This is a genomic window from Collinsella sp. AF18-8LB (genome assembly GCF_003459795.1).
Classification (GTDB): Bacteria; Actinomycetota; Coriobacteriia; order Coriobacteriales; family Coriobacteriaceae; genus Collinsella.
The window spans coordinates 772,024-787,580 of record NZ_QRWU01000001.1; the positions used below are offsets into that span (position 1 = coordinate 772,024).

General features: G+C 60.6%; 14 protein-coding genes. All 14 read left to right on the forward strand.

Annotated features, from left to right (window positions below):
• Window position 1 precedes the first annotated feature (1 nt).
• The 14 genes from DWX25_RS03410 (at window position 2) to ybeY (ending at window position 15,554) form a co-directional block, all read left to right on the forward strand.
• The gene (locus DWX25_RS03410; RefSeq protein ID WP_035138532.1) at window positions 2-283 is read left to right on the forward strand and encodes a DNA-directed RNA polymerase subunit omega; all 282 of its coding nucleotides are present in this window, start codon (window positions 2-4) and stop codon (window positions 281-283) included.
• Window positions 284-1,528 (forward strand): tRNA uracil 4-sulfurtransferase ThiI, encoded by a 1,245-nt coding sequence (thiI, locus tag DWX25_RS03415; protein ID WP_117799094.1) that lies wholly within the window; start codon window positions 284-286, stop codon window positions 1,526-1,528.
• Between the two features lie 213 nt (window positions 1,529-1,741).
• Window positions 1,742-2,455, forward strand: a complete 714-nt coding sequence (locus tag DWX25_RS03420) for a helix-hairpin-helix domain-containing protein (protein WP_117735174.1) — start codon at window positions 1,742-1,744, stop codon at window positions 2,453-2,455.
• Window positions 2,452-4,755 (forward strand): DNA internalization-related competence protein ComEC/Rec2, encoded by a 2,304-nt coding sequence (locus tag DWX25_RS03425; RefSeq protein WP_117799095.1) that lies wholly within the window; start codon window positions 2,452-2,454, stop codon window positions 4,753-4,755. Before DWX25_RS03420 ends, DWX25_RS03425 begins: the two co-directional genes overlap by 4 nt.
• A gap of 78 nt (window positions 4,756-4,833) precedes the next feature.
• The gene (holA, locus tag DWX25_RS03430) at window positions 4,834-5,796 is read left to right on the forward strand and encodes a DNA polymerase III subunit delta (RefSeq protein ID WP_117799096.1); all 963 of its coding nucleotides are present in this window, start codon (window positions 4,834-4,836) and stop codon (window positions 5,794-5,796) included.
• A gap of 133 nt (window positions 5,797-5,929) precedes the next feature.
• A complete protein-coding gene (gene rpsT, locus DWX25_RS03435; RefSeq protein ID WP_022094714.1) occupies window positions 5,930-6,196 on the forward strand; it encodes a 30S ribosomal protein S20 in 267 nt (88 codons plus the stop codon).
• Between the two features lie 96 nt (window positions 6,197-6,292).
• Entirely contained in the window at window positions 6,293-8,104 is a 1,812-nt protein-coding gene (gene lepA / locus DWX25_RS03440; RefSeq protein WP_117735177.1) for a translation elongation factor 4, read from the forward strand.
• Between the two features lie 4 nt (window positions 8,105-8,108).
• Window positions 8,109-9,152, forward strand: a complete 1,044-nt coding sequence (gene dusB, locus DWX25_RS03445; protein WP_117735178.1) for a tRNA dihydrouridine synthase DusB — start codon at window positions 8,109-8,111, stop codon at window positions 9,150-9,152.
• Window positions 9,153-9,154: 2 nt separating this feature from the next.
• Window positions 9,155-10,387, forward strand: a complete 1,233-nt coding sequence (gene hemW / locus DWX25_RS03450) for a radical SAM family heme chaperone HemW (protein WP_117799097.1) — start codon at window positions 9,155-9,157, stop codon at window positions 10,385-10,387.
• A gap of 58 nt (window positions 10,388-10,445) precedes the next feature.
• Window positions 10,446-11,549, forward strand: a complete 1,104-nt coding sequence (locus tag DWX25_RS03455; RefSeq protein WP_199412301.1) for a DnaJ domain-containing protein — start codon at window positions 10,446-10,448, stop codon at window positions 11,547-11,549.
• 81 nt (window positions 11,550-11,630) lie between these two features.
• Complete coding sequence (gene dnaJ, locus DWX25_RS03460; RefSeq protein ID WP_117735180.1) at window positions 11,631-12,779, forward strand: molecular chaperone DnaJ; 1,149 nt, start codon at window positions 11,631-11,633, stop codon at window positions 12,777-12,779.
• A 9-nt stretch (window positions 12,780-12,788) separates the two neighbouring features.
• Complete coding sequence (locus DWX25_RS03465; protein ID WP_117799098.1) at window positions 12,789-14,081, forward strand: MiaB/RimO family radical SAM methylthiotransferase; 1,293 nt, start codon at window positions 12,789-12,791, stop codon at window positions 14,079-14,081.
• Entirely contained in the window at window positions 14,062-15,048 is a 987-nt protein-coding gene (locus DWX25_RS03470; protein WP_117799099.1) for a PhoH family protein, read from the forward strand. Before DWX25_RS03465 ends, DWX25_RS03470 begins: the two co-directional genes overlap by 20 nt.
• Window positions 15,045-15,554 carry an rRNA maturation RNase YbeY gene (gene ybeY, locus DWX25_RS03475; protein ID WP_117763001.1) on the forward strand — a complete coding sequence of 170 codons (510 nt, stop codon included), beginning with the start codon at window positions 15,045-15,047 and terminating at the stop codon, window positions 15,552-15,554. Before DWX25_RS03470 ends, ybeY begins: the two co-directional genes overlap by 4 nt.
• Window positions 15,555-15,557 lie beyond the last annotated feature (3 nt).

Below are 15,557 nucleotides of genomic sequence, written 5' to 3' on the forward strand. Positions count from 1 at the left end.
CGTGTCCGTTGTAAAGCCTTGCATTGACGATCTTCTGGAGAAGACCGATCACAACCGCTTCCTGCTCGCTTCGCTTGCCTCCAAGCGCGCCTGCGACATCAATAGCATGCTGCGTGGCCAGCACAATCGCGTGCTTGCCGTCCAGGATGTCGATGACATCACCATCGGGCTTTCCGGTGCCGATACTATCTCGATGGCTATGGACGAGATTGTCGATGGCGACATCTCTTACGATGAGGCTCGTTACGAGAAGGCGCTCGGCCACAAGGTTGCTGAAGCCTAAATGGCAGCTCGCGTCTGCCTGGTCCACTATCACGAGGTTGGACTGAAGGGCAAGAACCGCGCACATTTTGAGCATATCCTCATGGATAACATCAAGGCGGCCTTGGCCGCCTTTTCCGTGAATGCCGTGTCTCGAATTTCCGGTTATATCCTCGTGACCTTTAACCAGCATCAGGCCGACGAGGCGGCGCGTGTCATTCGCACCGTTCCCGGCGTTGCTCGTGTGTCTTTGGCGTATCACACCAACCGCGACCCGCAGGAGTACTGCGCCGCCGCCGTGAAGGCGCTGCGCGAGTTTGGTTCCTTCGATTCGTTTAAGGTGCACGCCAAGCGCTCCAACACCGACTATGAGCTCACCTCGATTGATATCAATCGTCAGGTGGGCGAGGTGCTGTGTGAGGCCTTCCCCGATAAAAAGGTTCAAATGCACGACCCCGATGCGATGGTGCATGTGTTGGTGGTCCAGGGCAGCGTTTATGTGTATGCGCGTTCCGAGCGCGGCGTGGGTGGCCTGCCGGTGGGTTCTGCCGGTAAGGTCGTGACGCTGCTGTCGTCGGGTATCGATTCTCCGGTGGCGACCTGGATGCTCGCGCGTCGCGGTGCGGTGTGCGTGCCGGTGCATTTCTCCGGTCGTCCGCAGACGCCCGATACGAGCGAGTATTTGGTGCAGGACATCATCCGTGCGCTTGCACCGGGTGTCCAGATCGGCCGCTTGTACGTAGTCCCGTTTGGCGACTGCCAGCGTGAGATTTCGGTCACCTGCCCCAGCAACTTGCGTGTGATCATGTATCGCCGGATTATGTATTCGGTTGCCGAGCGCATTGCACACATCGAGGGTGCCAAGGCCATCGTTACGGGCGAATCACTTGGGCAGGTTGCCTCCCAAACGCTCGAGAACATCATGGCCGTCAACGAGGCCGTGAAGATCCCTGTGTTCCGTCCGCTCATCGGTTCGGACAAGCAGGAGATCATCGCGCGCGCCGAGGAGATCGGTACGTTCGATATCTCGACTGAGGCCGCTCCCGACTGCTGCACGCTGTTTATGCCGCGCCGTCCCGAGACGCATGCTAAACTCGATGCCGTGCATGAGGCCTGGGAGTTGTTCGATCACGAGGAGATGATCGAGTGTCTGCTCAAGCAGACCGAGTACATCGACTTCGATAGCAACACGTATAAGGCGCCTAAGACCTTAAAACGCAAACATTCGGAGCTTGCTCCGCGTGAGATTTACCAAGATCACGAGTAAATTTGTGCATAGACCGACGATGCGCCTGCATCGTCGGTCTTTTGCCATCTGGGCATTTTGCGACTAAGTGTTCATTTGCTGACGTGTGCCTGAATAAATGGACAGATTTGTGCAAGGTTTTGGTCGGCTTTTGGTTTGACCGCGATAACCGGTTTTGAAGCATGGCTGTTGCAGGGCTCTTTTCCTGACACGATGTTGTTGGGAGGTTTTGCTATGGCGCAGCGCGAACAACACGAACGGGTCAAAAAGATGGACCGCTGGGCGGGCAAGCTGCTCGGTCATAAGGCAGTGGTGGTGGCGATGCTGGGCGTCATTGCGATGGCGAGCGGCTTGGCGATGGCGAACCTTGGCGGCGGTGCCGGCGGTGTGTCGTTTGAGCGCACTGATGGTTCGGGCTCGTTAGTGGAGCCGGGATCCGGCGATGCTTCGAGCGGAAAGACATCCGAAGGATCTTCGACTAAGGCTTCTGCCGCGGCAGAGGTCTATGTCGATGTCGATGGCGCCGTTGTGTCGCCCGGTGTATATCGCCTCAAGGACGGCGCGCGGGTGGCTCAGGCGATTGATGCCGCCGGCGGGCTGGCGCCCGAGGCAGACGTTACGGGGCTCAATCGGGCATCTAAGGTCATCGATGGACAGAAGATTCACGTTCCAACGGTAGGGGAACAGCGGGCGTCCATTGCGGAAGCCGGTGTCGATGGTGGGGCTTCAGCATCATCGGGCGTGAGTGGCGCAAAAGGCCTAGTAAACATCAATACGGCAAGCGCGGCAGAGCTGCAGACGCTTTCGGGCATCGGTCCCTCCATGGCTCAGTCGATTATCGATGAGCGGACAAAGAACGGTGCCTTTGCCTCGGTTGACGATCTGATGCGTGTGTCGGGAATCGGCGAGAAGAAGCTTGCCAAAATCAAAGATTGCATCTGCGTATGAGTGCGACCGAGCGCGAGCATGTGATGCCTCCGCGGCCCCTGATTCCGTGGACGATGGCCCTGTGTGTCGGCATGTGCGTGAGCTGCGCCTTGGTGCTCAACGTGGCCGCTGATGCGCTACTGGGGGAGCAGGCGCCAGCGTTCGGGCCGCTATGGGCTATTCCCGTTGCGGCGGCGGTATTCGTTGCGCTGGCTCAATCTTGTGCGCGGTTTGCCCCTTTTAAGCGGTGGCTGTATGCCGCGTCCGTCGGTCTCGTGGCGGGAGCGGTCGTCTCGGCGTGGTGGGCTGTGGGCGCGCTCAGCGCCTCGAAGGCGCTCGATGGTCGAGCGGCAAGCAGCCTCGAGTTTGTCGTGCAGGGTGATCCATCCATAAACGACGACGTGTATTCCTATACTTGCGAGGCACGCGCGGACGGCAAGAGCTTGGCAACGGTTCGCCTATCGTGTGGCCGCGAGCTCAAGGTCGGGGCGCACGTGCGTGTTATCGGTCGCGTTTCACGTTTTGAGAACGATGCGCATGGACGATCGCGCATGCTCCGAGGCGAGGTGCGCAAGGTTAAAGCCGTTCGGATTGTGTCGGTCGATGAGGGCTCTCTGGGGCCGCTGCCTCGGCTGCAAAATGGGCTGCTTGCTTCCATCGCGCCTGCGACCGACCCGGCGCGTGCGCTCATAGCCGGTGTCGTCTGCGGTCGTTCGGCCGAGCTGCGCGCCCAGCCGGCGGGCGACTGGTTTTCGGTGACGGGAACGGCGCATCTTATCGCCGTCTCGGGCAGCCATTTGGCTATCGTGGGGTTTGTAATCGAGGGCGTATTGCAAAAGACTCGGTGCTCACGTGGCCTTCAGCGGGCGATATTGGCGATAACGCTTGTAGGCTACGCTGCCTTTACGGGCGCGTCTCCCTCGGCCGTGCGTGCGTGCTGCATGGTGTTCGCGACGCTTGTCGTAAACGGCGCGGGCCGTCGCCGGCACGGCGCATCGGCACTCTTCGTAACCATGTCCATCTTTGTGCTACTGCGGCCGACGGTGCTGTTCGAGATGGGCTTTCAGCTTTCATGCGCCAGCGTCTTAGCCATCCTGTGCTTTTGCCCCTATGCGACCTACGCTATGGGTGAGCTGGGTGTGCCATCGGGCATTGCCAGCATGCTTTCCGTCACGCTGTGCTCGCAGCTGGCGACTCTTCCCATTACCATTCCTGCCTTCGGTACGTTCTCGCTCATTGCTCCGCTGGCAAATGCGGTCATCGGTCCGGTGGTGAGTCTGCTGCTTGCTGTGTCGATCGTGCTGGTTCCCTTTTCGCTCGTGGCGCCGTTGCGCACTTGGGCGCTCGTTGTGCCCATGATTACCGCCCGTTGCACGCTGTTCTTCGAGCAGCTGTTTGCCGCCGTGCCGGGTGCATCCGTGAGTGTGCCGCCGGATAGCATGTGGATTTACCTAGCGCCGTGTTTGCTGGCGGTTCTCCTGGTCTGGTGGCCGCGCCCTCAGGCACGGCCTATGGCGGTGGGGTTTGCATGTCTGGTGCTCTTGGCTGCGATTCCGTACGTCTACTGGGATCGATTCGCTCCGCCTTCGGTGACGGTGCTCGATGTGGGCCAGGCCGATGCGATTCTTATCCGCCAGGGCGGCGCAGTAGCGCTCGTCGACTGCGGGGTCGACGAGCGCGTGGTAGCGGCGTTGGTTCGCAATAACGTGCACCATATCGATGCCGTCTTTGTGACGCATTGGGATGAGGATCACTGGGGTGGTCTGCCTGCCGTGCTCGAACAGTTTTCGGTTGGAACGATTGCCGTGGCGGCCGAAGCGCTGGAGGATGCTCCTGTCGAGGTATTGAACCGACCTGGCGTGGAGTATCGACAGGTGCGCCGTGGGGATATGGTCGACATCGGCTCATTTTGCGCCCGCGTGATGTGGCCATTCGAGTCCGTGGATGGCGAGGGAAATGAGGACTCGCTTGTCCTGCTGCTCTCTTATGTTCAGGAAGGCATGGGCCTGCGCATGCTCCTCACCGGTGATGCCGAACTCGACCAAGAACGGGAATTCGTGCAGGAGGTGGGGGATATCGATGTACTTAAACTTGGGCATCACGGCTCCAAGGTTTCAGTCGATGGTGAGTTGCTGGACGTCCTGAAGCCCGAGCTTTCCCTCGCGAGCGCGGGCGAGGGGAATCGATACGGCCATCCGTCCGATGCCTGCATCGATTCCGTGAAGGAAGCGGGCGGTGTGTTCGCGTGCACTATCGAACACGGCGACATTACCGTCGCGCCGACTGCGAATGGTTTTGCGATGCGATGCCAGCGACCGTGACGACATCGTTGGCGTGTGGTGGGCCCCTGGGCTAGAATGGCACGGAATGAATACGAAGGCCTGCGGGAGGGGAGCGCAATGTCCGAAACCGGTCTGCTGCCGGCATACCTGATCGTCGGTACCGACGGCGTCAAGCGCGATCACGCCGTCTCGCGTATGAAAGCGCGTCTGGAAAAGTCGGGAATGGTCGAGTTCAACCTCGACGAGCGCGACATGACCAAAGACTCCGATATCGAGTCCATTATCGGATCGCTCAATACCTTTCCCATGGGCAACGAGTTTCGCCTGGTAATCCTTGATGGCTGCTCAAAGCTTGCCAAGGCGGTTTCGGAGCCGCTCGTCGAGTATCTGGCGAGTCCCAGCCCCACAACGGTCTGCCTCATCATCGCCGACTCGCTTGCCAAGAACACGCGCCTGTATAAGGCGATCGCCAAAATCGACAAGAAGGCTATCGTCGATTGCTCGGGTACCAAGCGCTGGGAGCTACCGCGCCGCGTGCAGCAGATGGCGACGCAGCACGGCAAGTCGATCTCGACGGCGGCCGCCGAGGAGCTCGTTTCGCGCTCGGGCGAAAACGCGCGCATGCTCGATAACGACCTGGCAAAGCTCTCCCAGATGGTCGAGGCGCCCCAGATTGAGCTTGCCGACGTGGAGCGTTGGATCGTGCGTACGGCCGAGGTTCAGCCCTGGGACTTCCTCAACGCCGTCTCAGCTCGCGATATGCGGCGTTCGCTCGAGCTCTTTAAGCTTCTGCCCTCCAAGAGCTACGTGTGGACCTACACGCTGCTATGCGGTCGCTTTCGTGAGCTGATCGTCGCCAAGGCGCTCGACTCTCGTGGGCAGGGGCGTGAACTCGCCGCGACGCTCAAACTTCAGCCCTGGCAGGTCAAAAATCACCTGACCTGGGCACGTCGTTTTTCGATGACCGAGCTCGTCGCAGCGCTCAAGGGTGCCGTTGATGTGGAGCTCGCGCTCAAGGGTTCGGCCGATTCTGAGACCGCGCTTTTGCTCTGGATTACGAACATCTTGAGAAAATCGTGATGATACCTGCCTATTTGACAAATTCGTTCTATCCCTTTGAGGGGGAGCGTGCTATAGTAGGCGCTTGCATGACCTCACCGTGTCTCAGAGGTGTCATACATTTTTTGCAAGGAACTCGAAAGGAACTCCAGAAGTGGCAAACATCAAGTCTCAGAAGAAGCGTATCCGCACCAATGAGGCAGCTCGCATGCGTAACAAGGCTGTCAAGTCCGAGCTCAAGACGCTGACCAAGCACGTCCAGTCCGCTGTCGCCGAGGGCGACGCCGAGAAGGCCCAGGCTGCCCTTAAGACCGTCACCAAGCGTCTCGACATGGCTGCTGCCAAGCATGTTATCCACAAGAACCAGGCTTCCAACCGCAAGTCCGGTCTTGCCAAGCTCGTGAACAGCATCAACGCCTAAGTTGTAAATTTCACACCACACAGATTACGCGCATAAATGGAGCCTGTTTTATGGAACAGGCTCCATTTTTTGTGCCCCTCGGGTAAGATAGTCCGCATGAATACTTCAATTGACATTTCCCACATCCGTAACTTCTCGATTGTTGCGCACATCGACCATGGCAAGTCCACGATCAGTGACCGCATCCTCGAGCTCACCCATACCGTCGACGAGCGCGACATGGAGTCGCAGCTGCTCGACACCATGGATATCGAGCGCGAGCGCGGCATTACGATTAAGTCCAATGCCGTCCGCGTGTCCTATGACGCCGACGACGGCGAGACGTATCAGTTCAACCTGATCGATACGCCGGGCCACGTGGACTTTACCTATGAGGTCTCGCGTTCGCTGGCCGCCTGCGAGGGCGCGGTGCTCGTTGTCGACGCCACGCAGGGCGTCGAGGCGCAGACCGTCTCCAACGCGACGCTCGCCATGAACGCCAACCTGGATATTGTGCCCGCGATCAACAAGATCGACCTGCCGTCGGCACACCCCGACGAGGTCAAGACCGAGATCGAGGACGACCTCGCGATCCCTGCCGACGATGCCGTATGCGTGTCGGGCAAGACTGGCGAGGGTATCCACGACCTGCTGGAGTCCATCGTCTTCTTGATCTCGCCGCCCAAGGGCGATGCGAATGCGCCGCTCAAAGCACTCATCTTGGATTCTTATTTTGATGAATACCGCGGCGTGGTTGCCACGGTCCGTGTTTTTGACGGCTCCATCAAAAAGGGCGATACCCTGCGCATGATGCAGGCCGAGGGCGACTTTTTGGTCGACGGCGTGGGCGTCAAGCGTCCCGCCGAGACGCCGGTCGACGCGCTGACGGTCGGCGAGGTGGGCTACGTGGTCACGGGCCTGAAGGACCCCGAGGCCGTGCGTGTGGGCGACACCCTCACGTGGGCATCGAATCCCTGCCCCGAGCCGCTTCCGGGCTACCGCGAGGCCAAGCCCATGGTCTATACGGGCCTGTTCCCGATCGATAACAAGGACTACGAGAACCTGCGTGACGCGCTCGATAAGCTGCATGTCAACGACCCGTCGTTGGTGTGGGAGCCCGAGACCTCGGTGGCGCTCGGCTTTGGCTTCCGCGTGGGCTTTCTGGGCCTGCTGCATATGGAGGTCGTCAAGGAGCGTCTGGAGCGCGAGTTCAACCTGGACCTTATCGCCACGAGCCCTTCGGTGGACTATCACGTCTACAAGACCGACGGCGAGATGATCGATGTCCGCAGCCCGCAGGACCTGCCCGAGGCCACGCGCATCGAGCGTATCGAGGAGCCCTACCTCAAGGCCAAGATCATCTGCCCGCCCGAGTATACGGGTGCTGTCATGCAGCTCGCTATCGAGCACCGCGGCGTTACCACCGATATGATCCACCTCACGAGCAAATCGGTCGAGATGCGCTTTGACATGCCGCTTGCCGAGCTCATCCTGGACTTCTTTGACCAGCTCAAGAGCCGCACCAAGGGCTATGCGTCGCTCGACTACGAGTTCAACGAATATCGTCCCTCCGAGCTTGTGAAGCTCGACATCCTGCTTTCGGGCGACGAGGTCGACGCGCTTTCGTTTATCGTGCACAAGGACAAGGCCTATGGCCTGGCCCGCGGCCTGTGCGACAAGCTCAAGGAGATCATCCCGCGTCAGCTGTTCGAGGTACCTATTCAGGGCGCCATCGGCAACAAGATCATCGCCCGCTCCACCGTCAAGGCGCGCCGCAAGGACGTTCTGGCCAAGTGCTATGGCGGCGATATCTCGCGTAAGCGCAAGCTGCTCGAAAAGCAAAAAGAGGGCAAGAAGCGCATGAAGGCTATTGGTTCGGTCGAGGTCCCGCAGGAGGCCTTTATGGCGATCCTCAAGGTGGACGAGTAGGACCATGGCGCTTTCTGAATACAGTACGCGGCTGCTGGGCGCCTATGCCGAGCAGCCGTTCCTTATGGCTCCCATGGCGGGCGTGACCGATCCCGCGTATCGCATTATGTGCCGCCGCCGCGGTGCCAATCTTGCCTATAGCGAGATGGTGAGCGTGGCGGGCCTTGCCTATGCCAGCAATAAGACGTGGCGTCTGGTGCTGCCGGCCGACGAGGAGCAGCAGATTTGCGTGCAGCTCTTTGGCTCCAAGCCCGATCAATTTGCGAGCGCTGTCGCTGCCGTCGAGGAACGCGTGGGCGATCGCCTGTCGCTGATCGATATCAACATGGCCTGCCCGGCTCGCAAGGTCGTCACCAAGGGCGAGGGCTCGGCGCTCATGCGCACGCCCGACCTGGCCGAGAAAATCGTCCAGGCGGCAGTGGGCGTGGCACACGTTCCCGTGACCGTGAAGATCCGCAAGGGCTTTTATGCCGAGGACTGTAATGCCGCGACGTTTGCCCAAATGCTCGAGGGGGCGGGGGCCGCAGCGGTGGCGGTGCATGGTCGCTGTGCCACGCAGCTCTATACGGGCCAGGCCGATTGGTCGGTCGTCGATGAGGTTGCCGACGCTGTCGAGATTCCCGTGATTGGTTCGGGTGACGTGTTCACTGCCGAGGATGCCGCGGAGCATCTGCGCAATTCGGGTGCCAGCGCGGTATTTATCGCGCGCGGTATTTACGGGAACCCGTGGGTGTTCGGCGATGCCCGAGCCCTTGCACTCGATGGCACGCCGGTTCCTTCTCGCTCCTCGGTCGAGCGCCTGGGCGCCCTGCGCGAGCACCTGACGCTGACGCACGAGCTTTTGCCGCTTATGTCGCGCGCCCGTACGTATGCAAGCTGGTACTTAAAGGGTATGCCCCATGCAGCCGCTTGGCGCGCCCAGGTGGTGCGCTGTTCCACATACGAGGAGTTTATGGGGCTGGTCGATGATATCGAGCGCGATGTGGTGGCCTGCGAGGCCGCGCTTGCCGCCGGCGAGTCGGTGCCCGCTCATCCGCTGGAGGCCTAAAGGTGTCCGTTACCGCGCTGTATGTGCACGTGCCGTTTTGCGCTCAAAAATGCCGCTATTGCGACTTTGACTCGCGCAGCTTTGCCCCGTGCGACCTGGACGCTGCGCTCGATGCCTATTTTGAGCAGCTGTATGCGCGGCTCGATGCCTTTGGCAACGCTGGGGCACTCAGGCAGATCCGCACAGTCTACGTAGGCGGCGGCACGCCGTCGCTGGCAGGGGAGCGCCTGGTAGAACTTGCCCGTCGTATCTCCATGTGGTGCAAGCCCGTTGAATTTACCTGCGAGGCAAATCCTGAGTCGTTGACCGCTGAGCTCGCCCCGGCGCTTGCCGAGGCGGGTTTCACGCGCATTTCTCTGGGCGTGCAAACCCTCGACAATATCGAGCTGGCTGCTATTGGCCGCATTCACGATGCTAATCGGGCACTTGCGGCTATCGCGACGGTGAAGGACGCTGGTCTCGATGTGTCGTGCGACCTTATGTGTGGCCTTCCCGGGCAGACGGCGGCGAGTTGGCAGTGCACACTCGATGGCGTGCTGGCGGCGGCTCCGCATCATGTGTCGGTCTACCCGCTCACGCTCGAGGAGGGGACGCCCCTTTATCGCATGGTGTGCCGCGACGAGTCACTCGAGCCCGATGAGGATTTTCAGGCCGCCTGCATGGACGTGGCACGCGAGCTCCTGGGTGCCGCCGGCTATCACCCGTATGAGGTGGCGAGTTACGCTCTCGACGGCCATGAATGCGCCCATAACATTGCCTATTGGACTGGACAGGGCTATTTGGGTCTAGGACGCTCTGCCGCGGGTATGCTCGATGCCGAGGATTTCGATCACCTGGCTATGTTGTTCCCTGGCGCGCCTTCTCGAGGCGATGCGTACCGTGTGCGCTTGGTTCAGCGCGACGATGACGCGACGGCGTTCGAGGCCGAATATCTGTCGCAGCGCGAGGCTTCGGCCGAAGACCTGATGCTCGCTTGCCGCATGACGCGCGGTGTTGCGTCCGACCTGTTGGTTCGTGCAGCTTGCGTCATCCCAACGGGCGAGCTGGCAGCTGCCTGCGATCGCGCGCTCGAATTGGGTCTTGCCACTTGGTTGCCCGAGGCGCTCGGGGTCCATGAGGGACCCTTTACTTCGGCAGATGTCTTCTCGGGCCGCGTTCGCGCTCGTCTGGCGCCGACCCACCTGGGCTGGCTCGATGGAAATGTTCTGTTCGAGCTGTTTTGGGATCTAGCTTAAGCCGCTCGGGTAGAATTACCGGAATATATACGCTGCTGTGAGCAGGAGGTTGCCGCGCATGGCGACGATGAACGAAAAAGATTACTACGAGATCCTGGGCGTCTCCAAGGACGCCACCTCGCGTGATATTCAAAAGGCCTTTCAGCAAAAGGCCCGCAAGCTCCATCCGGACGTCAACAAAGAGCCGGATGCCGAGGAAAAGTTTAAAGAGGTTTCCGAGGCCTACGCCGTGCTTTCGGATGAGCAAAAACGTGCGCGCTACGACGCCATGCGTTCTGGCAATCCCTTTGCCGGTGCTCCTACGGCTTCGCCCTATGGTGGCGGCTATGCCGGCAGCACGGGTTATGGCAATCCTTTTGAGGGCGGTTTTCCCTTTGGTGGTGCCTGGGGCCAGCAGCGTCGTGGGCAGGCTGCCTACAATCCCGAGAATGGCGCCAATGTGGTCGTCGATATTAAGCTCGACGCCAAGGAGGCCAAAGGCGGTGCCCACAAGACCGTCCGCTACACGCGCTTCGACACCTGTAGCAACTGCGGCGGCTCGGGCTCCGTTTCGTCTGAGCATGCCCATACCTGCCCGAGCTGCGGTGGCCGCGGCCACATCGACGTCGACCTGTCCTTCCTGTTTGGTGCGGGCACGTTCCAGTCGGTCTGCCCCGAGTGCGGCGGTTCCGGTAAGGTCGTGGCCGACCCCTGCCCCGATTGCGGTGGCAGCGGTCGTACTCGCGTAACCTCCGAGCAGACGATTGAGTTTCCTGCCGGCACGCACGATAGCGACGAGGTCCGCATTAGCGGCATGGGTCATGCTGGCACCAACGGTGCCGCGGGCGGCGACCTGGTCGGCCGCGCCCATGTTGAGGCCGAGCGCTTGGAAGGCAAAGCTCGTACCGGTTTTTACCTGATGGGCATTGTGGCGCCGTTTTTGGTGCTGTCGGCCATCTCGGGCGTGTTCTCGGCCTTTGCCGTGATGTGCTTTATTCCGTTTACCATGGGCCTGTTCATGGTGCTTTCGGACGGTGTGCTTCATCGCAGCCTGCTGTGGTGGAAGCGTGGTGCGATGCAGTTTGCCAACGGTTTTGCCAACGGCTTCATGTTCGCGCTCGTGTCTGTTTGGTTTGCGAGCTGCTCGCAACGGGCCATGCTTTCGCCGTATCAAATGCAATAACATCAAACCCTCTGTTTGCGGTCGGCCCAGCTTGGGTATAGGACGCACTGTGACAATAATGAAAGTTGGAAGGATTCGGTCGTGTCGGAAAATAGGGATTACTACGAGGTACTTGGCGTTGACAAGGATGCCGACGCGCGGACGATTAAGCGCGCGTTTCTAAAGAAGGCCCGTACCGTACACCCGGACGTTTCGGACGACCCCGATGCTGAGGCCAAGTTCAAGGAGCTCAACGAGGCCTATTCCGTTCTTTCCGATGAGCAGAAGCGTGCTAACTACGACCGTTATGGCACTGTCGACGGCCCTGGTGGTTCGGGCTACGTCGATATCAACGATATCTTTGGTGGCATGGGCATGGACGACTTGTTCTCGTCGTTTTTTGGCGGCGGTGCCGGCGGTGGCGCCCGCAGCCGTCGTGAGCGTCGTCGCGGCCGCGATATGGCCATCTCTCTTTCGGTGACCCTTGAGGAGGCGGCGCTCGGTTGCAAAAAGACGATTAGTTATGACCGCCTTGCTCCCTGTGAGGATTGCAATGGCACCGGTAGGGCCGAGGGTGCACAGGAAAAGCAGTGCGGCCGCTGCCACGGTACGGGCTATGTCACGACGGTCCAGCGTTCGTTCCTGGGCCAGGTTCAGTCCTCCTCGCCTTGCCCCGACTGCCATGGCGAGGGCACGGTTATCGACCATCCCTGCGAGACCTGCGACGGTCAGGGCCGCACGCCTTCGCATGAAAAGATCGACATCGATATTCCCGCCGGCGTTTCGACCGGTCGCCAGCTGCGTGTGAGCGGCTTTGGCGAGGCCGGCCTTCGCGGCGAGCCTTCGGGCGACTTGATTGTCAACGTGCGCGTCGCCGACCACGAGCGCTTTAAGCGCAACGGTGACGACCTGTACCTCGTGAGCGATATTTCGATTGCACAGGCTGCGCTCGGCTGCGAGATCGAGGTCGAGGGCATTATGCCCGACGAGGTCGTTAAGGTGACGGTTCCCGCCGGTGCCCAGTACGGCGACACCGTGAGCGTCAATAATTACGGCATGCCGCGCATTGGCGGTGGCGGTTCGCGTGGCCGCCTGATCGTGCAACTGCGCGTGGTCGTTCCCACCAATCTTTCCAATAAGCAGCGCGAGCTGCTCCGTGCTTTTGCCGATGAGATGGGCGATGACGTCGCTTCCGGTAAGAAGTCGGTGACCGACCGTATCAAGAGTGCCCTCGACGATATCCTCGATTAAGGAGCCCGCGTGCTCGCACCCCATATTTCCGTCGTCAACCTCGGATGTCGTGTCAACCGGGTTGAGTCTGACCGTATCACTGCCGATCTTATGCGCCTGGGCTTTGCCATGGTGGAGCCCCAGGATGCCGATCTGATCGTCATTAACACCTGTGCCGTTACGGGCGAGGCCGAGGCCAAGACCCGTAAGGCCGTCCGTCATGCTCTGGCCCATCCAAACGACCCCTATGTGGTCGTGACCGGATGCGTGGTCAATTTGCATCCCGAGGAACTGCTGGAGCTTTCGGATCGCGTGATCGCCGAGCCGTCCAAGATCGATGTCGCCGAACGTGTCTGCGAGGTGCTGGGCGTTGAGTCCGATAGTGTTCCAGCCTGCAGTGATGGCGAGGTGGTCGATGCGCTCGGTCGCTCTCGCCTGGGCGTGAAGATTCAGGACGGCTGCAACCATCGCTGCACCTATTGCATTGTGTGGAAGGCACGCGGCCCCGAGCGCTCCGTGCCCGTCGAGTCCGTGCTCGAGCAAGTTCGCGAGGCCCAGGAGGCCGGCGTGCCCGAGGTCGTGTTGACCGGCGTGAATCTGGGTGCCTATGACGGCAAGAGCGCGACCGATGAACATGTCGAAATCGATGAGCTGCTCGAGGCCATTATGGAGCGCACGTCTATTCCGCATGTGCGCATTTCCTCGGTCGAGCCCATGGATATCTCTGAGCGCCTGCTTAAGGTTATGGCTCGCTATCCGCAGCGTATCGCCCCGTTTTTGCACCTGCCCGTGCAGTCTGGCTGCACGGCGACCCTGCATCGCATGGGCCGTCCCTATAGCGCCGAGGCCTTTGAGGACACGGTGCGCATGATTCGCGCCAACCTGCCGCAGGCGTCTCTTTCGTGCGACGTTATCGTCGGTTTTCCCGGTGAGACGGATGGGGAGTTCGAGGAGTCGCTGGCGCTATGCCGTCGCGTGGGCTTTTCGCGCATGCACGTGTTCCGCTATAGCAAGCGCCCCGGCACCCTCGCCGCCGACATGCCCGACCAGGTACCACCTGAGGTCATGGCCGAGCGCAGCCGCCGCATGCGCGCGGCTGCTCAGGAGCTCGCCATTGCCGACGCTCATCGTCGCGTGGGAACCGTTGAGCGCGCCGTGCTCGAGTATGGTGACAACCTGACACTCGGCTCGTTCCATCATGCCCGTCTTGACGATACCTGTGGACTTACAGCTCCGTGCCTGCTCGATGTTACTATCATCGGAGTCGATGATTCCGACTTGGTCCATGCATGTAGGGAGGTTCATGGAAGCCTCGAAGATTAGACTTACCGTTCCCGAGGGAATTGACCCCTCGCGCGTTTTGGGCGCCGGCGACGGCGTCCTTCGTGCGCTCGAGAGCTTGGTTCGCGCCCATGTGGTCGCCCGTGGCGATAGCATCGCCGTGAGCGGTGACCCGGACGAGGTCGAGCTCGTGGCGCGCTTTTTCGAACATGCTTTTCGCGAGGCGGCGGCCGGCCGTACCCTTTCTGCCGACGATGTCTCGCGTTGCCTGGCCGTCTTGCGCGACGGTGAGCACGAGGCTACGTCGCTTCGCGAGGACGTGCTGCTTTCGTATCGCGGCCGCGTCATTCGCCCCAAGACGCTCGGGCAAAAGCGCTATGTGGACGCCATTCGTTCGCATACGATAACCTTTGGTTTGGGTCCTGCCGGTACCGGTAAATCCTATCTGGCCATGGCGCTCGCCGTCGCCGCGCTTAAGCGTCATGAGGTGGGTCGCCTAATCTTGACGCGCCCGGTTGTCGAGGCGGGGGAGAACCTGGGCTTTTTGCCCGGCACCCTCGAGGAAAAGATCGACCCGTATATGCGCCCGCTCTACGACGCCCTTTTTGACATGATGGATCGCGAGCGCACCGATGAGCTTATGGAACACGGTGTGATCGAGATTGCCCCGCTCGCCTACATGCGCGGCCGTACGCTGAGCGATGCCTTCGTGGTACTCGACGAGGCACAAAATACCACGCCCGAGCAGATGAAGATGTTCCTGACGCGCTTGGGCTTTAACTCCAAGTTCGTGATTACCGGCGACCTGAGCCAGCGCGATCTGGTGGGTCGTCGTGGCGGTCTTGCCGACGTTGAGCGGATTTTGGGCCGTGTCGACGATGTGGCGTTTGCGCACCTGGAGCATGCCGACGTGGTGCGCCATGCCTTGGTGGGTCGTATCGTCGAGGCATACGATGCTTATGATGATATGCGTGAGCAACGCTCGCGCGACCGAAAGGAGTCCCGTTGAGTGTATTGATCAGCAACGATGCCGAGCTCGATACGCTGCTCGACGCGCAAGAGGTGGAACACATCTGCGAGGTTGTGCTCGCCGCTGAGGGCGTTGAACGTGAAGTCGAGATTTCCCTTTCGTATGTCGACGAGGACGAGATGCACGGGCTCAACCACGAGTGGCGCGGTATCGACCGCCCCACCGATGTACTCTCGTTCGAGTGCGATTCGGCCTTTGACGAGGATATTCCCGCCGATGAGACGCTCGAGCTCGGCGATATTATCTTGGCCCCGCAGGTTATTGCCCGTCAGGCCCCCGGTTTTGGCAATAGCCCCGCTGGCGAGTGCCGTCTGATGCTCGTACACGGCATGCTGCACTTGCTGGGCTATGACCACATCGAGGACGACGAGGCCGAGGTCATGGAGGCCCGCGAGGACGCCATCCTGCGCGATCTGGCGCTCGAGCGCGGCGAGGACCCCAAGCTAGTCCACGTCGGCCCCATCACCAACCACGTCCACGACTAGGAG

Bases quoted from the DNA above. Each gene is read 5' to 3' on its own strand.
- DWX25_RS03420 (WP_117735174.1), top strand. From the start codon at position 1,742: ATGGCGCAGCGCGAACAACACGAACGGGTCAAAAAGATGGACCGCTGG.
- DWX25_RS03455 (WP_199412301.1), top strand. From the start codon at position 10,446: ATGGCGACGATGAACGAAAAAGATTACTACGAGATCCTGGGCGTCTCC.
- DWX25_RS03470 (WP_117799099.1), top strand. From the start codon at position 14,062: ATGGAAGCCTCGAAGATTAGACTTACCGTTCCCGAGGGAATTGACCCC.
- thiI (WP_117799094.1), top strand. From the start codon at position 284: ATGGCAGCTCGCGTCTGCCTGGTCCACTATCACGAGGTTGGACTGAAG.
- dusB (WP_117735178.1), top strand. From the start codon at position 8,109: ATGGCGCTTTCTGAATACAGTACGCGGCTGCTGGGCGCCTATGCCGAG.
- DWX25_RS03425 (WP_117799095.1), top strand. From the start codon at position 2,452: ATGAGTGCGACCGAGCGCGAGCATGTGATGCCTCCGCGGCCCCTGATT.
- holA (WP_117799096.1), top strand. From the start codon at position 4,834: ATGTCCGAAACCGGTCTGCTGCCGGCATACCTGATCGTCGGTACCGAC.
- lepA (WP_117735177.1), top strand. From the start codon at position 6,293: ATGAATACTTCAATTGACATTTCCCACATCCGTAACTTCTCGATTGTT.